Raw genomic sequence first — 2,259 nt, forward strand, 5'->3', positions numbered from 1 at the left:
GCTCCCCATTTCTCAAGTTCGTAGGTTGGGTAAAGCCAAGCGACACCCAACAAATTCAGGTATACAAATTAGGCGATCGCTCCCCATTTCTCAAGTTCGTAGGTTGGGTAAAGCCAAGCGACACCCAACAAATTCAGGTATACAAATTAGGCGATCGCTCCCCATTTCTCAAGTTCGTAGGTTGGGTAAAGCCAAGCGACACCCAACAAATCCGGGTAAGATGTTGGGTTGCATTGCATTCGGTCCAACCAACTTATAGCTAAGGAGTCAGGAGTCGAAAGTGGTAGACTAGAGCCAGCGATGCCGGAAAATTGGCGGGGGTTGGGTTTATGAGTCCTTTACTACAACAACTATTGCAGCAAGTCGATCAACTAAGCCCGGAAGATCGGTTAGAGTTGATTAGGCAGATTGCACAGGGGCTTAAAAAGTCCGAGGAGGTCGTCACAGCAAAGCCTCGATGGGCTGATTTAAAAGGGATGGCTCCTTATCCAATGATGGGAGAAGATGCTCAAGATTGGGTTTCACGCACCCGCAGAGAAGCAGATGAGCATCGGAGCCAGGTATTGCGAGGCGAATAATGAAAATTGATGCAGCACTAGCAGGAGTATCTCGGTTATTTTTAGATACAGCTCCGGTCATTTACTTTGTAGAAAGGAATCCTAGCTTTGTTGATCGGGTCGATCCAATATTTGAGCGATTAGAGTCTGAGATTACACCAGTAGTGGGATCGGTGACGGTTGCCGAGTGTTTAGTGGGTGCGTTACAGATGGGCTTAACAAATTTAGAACAAGCCTATGTGGCTATTTTCACACGGGATGATGTGCTGTTTCTGGAGAATAACCTAACGATCGCTCGTGAGGCGGCAAGGGTTAGAGTCCGGTACAATCTGCAACTACCAGATGCTTTTCAGATTGCAACGGCATTAAATGCTGGCTGTCAGGCATTTTTGACTAATGATGCTCAACTAAAGCCCATAGCGGAGTTAAAGATTTTGTTAGTCAGTGAGTTGGAGGCGTGAGTCGTAGGTTGGGTAAAGCCAAGCGACACCCCACAAATTCAGGTATACAAATTAGGCGATCGCACCTTGAGCGATCGCTTCTTTCATTGATGCTAAAGAAACCGGTTTTCTGTCTGGGTAAGAGAGACAGCCCGAGCCGGTTCCGACATCAATTTTAGCCGCTTTGGGGGCGGGTTATAAATAGACTTTGCCATAGCGGGTCAATGGCGATATTAATGCGATCGCCTGGTTTTCATGGCAGCCATTCCATAATTTATGGGGGAATAGTTGCGGTTCCCTCTGGGGTGATTCCGGTCAGTGCCATCAGGGGGTAATTCCATGGGTTGGATGCCATCTATTTTAACGGGAATGTAGCGGAATTTTGCAGGTAAAATCCCTCAAATAGCAGCAGGTCGGGGCAAAAAAACCCAGTTTATGGCAGGATAGCGATTCCTTAATAAAAATTTAAGAAATTAACCCGGTTTCTGAGGGTAGGCAAGGGGGTAAAATGGGGGGGCTGTCTCCTGGTGCGCCGCTATGGATGAACAACGAGTGCAGGCTTATCTCTCCCTGATTCAAGAACTCCTGGACTGTCCGGGAGGGGAGGAACAGCAAATCCTTAACGGTCATCTGGAGTTGCTGGATGAGGGGTTTGTGCAGGTGTGCGAGTTGGTGGCGGCACAGTTGCAGGAAGCGGGACAGGAGAATAATGCAGGGTTCTTGCGGAATGTGGGGCAACAGGTGGGGGCGTATTTGGCGAGTGAGGGGACTGGCGGAAATCAGCAAGCGGCATTGGAAGATTTTTGGCTGCAACTGCTGCAAGCAGAAAACGAAGGCGATACAGCGGCGGTGCATCAGGTGATGCGGCAAAATATGGGGTTGATTGTTCCGAACCTAGGGGATGTGATTGCCCAGTTTGTGCAAGGAGTTCTGGCTCAGAATCCCGGCCAAGCTGAAGGGGTGGCAGGCTTAGTTGAAAATACCTGCATCAGTATTCAACAATTCCCCTATGGTCGGTATGCGGAAGCGTTAGAGATTGCGATTCGCGGCTATGGGGTGGTGTTAGATCTAGGAATCTATAGTCCCGAAGGACGGGCGCAAACCCTGAATAACCTCGGAGTTGCCCGCCTCACCCAAGCCGAGATGGGCATCAACCCGGCAGCCCATCTCGAAAGGGCAATTACTGCCTACGATGAAGCCGCAGGGATTATGCGGCGGTTGGGGTTAGACAAAGACCTCTCCTCTACCCTGACTAACCTCGG

Annotated in this window: 4 protein-coding genes (1 of these 4 only partly in view); all 4 read left to right on the forward strand. The window is 49.6% G+C overall.

Translation table 11 applies throughout. The annotated features are described in order from the left end of the window. Window positions 1-259, forward strand: a 259-nt coding sequence (locus tag P5674_RS22250) for a hypothetical protein (protein ID WP_315670289.1), incomplete at its 5' end; no start/stop codon positions are given. 70 nt (window positions 260-329) lie between these two features. Beyond that, a complete protein-coding gene (locus P5674_RS22255) occupies window positions 330-578 on the forward strand; it encodes a hypothetical protein (protein ID WP_006616054.1) in 249 nt (82 codons plus the stop codon). After that, window positions 578-1,018 (forward strand): type II toxin-antitoxin system VapC family toxin, encoded by a 441-nt coding sequence (locus P5674_RS22260; protein ID WP_006616055.1) that lies wholly within the window; start codon window positions 578-580, stop codon window positions 1,016-1,018. The genes P5674_RS22255 and P5674_RS22260 overlap by 1 nt, the downstream gene beginning before the upstream one ends. A 516-nt stretch (window positions 1,019-1,534) precedes the next feature. After that, window positions 1,535-2,259, forward strand: partial view of a CHAT domain-containing protein gene (locus tag P5674_RS22265; RefSeq protein ID WP_315670290.1) — the start only. 1,951 nt of this gene lie beyond the right edge of the window; 725 of the gene's 2,676 nt are visible here — the first part of the coding sequence; it begins with the start codon at window positions 1,535-1,537; its stop codon lies beyond the right edge, outside the window.

It is taken from the genome of Limnospira sp. PMC 289.06 (genome assembly GCF_032350395.1).
GTDB lineage: Bacteria > Cyanobacteriota > Cyanobacteriia > Cyanobacteriales > Microcoleaceae > Limnospira > Limnospira platensis.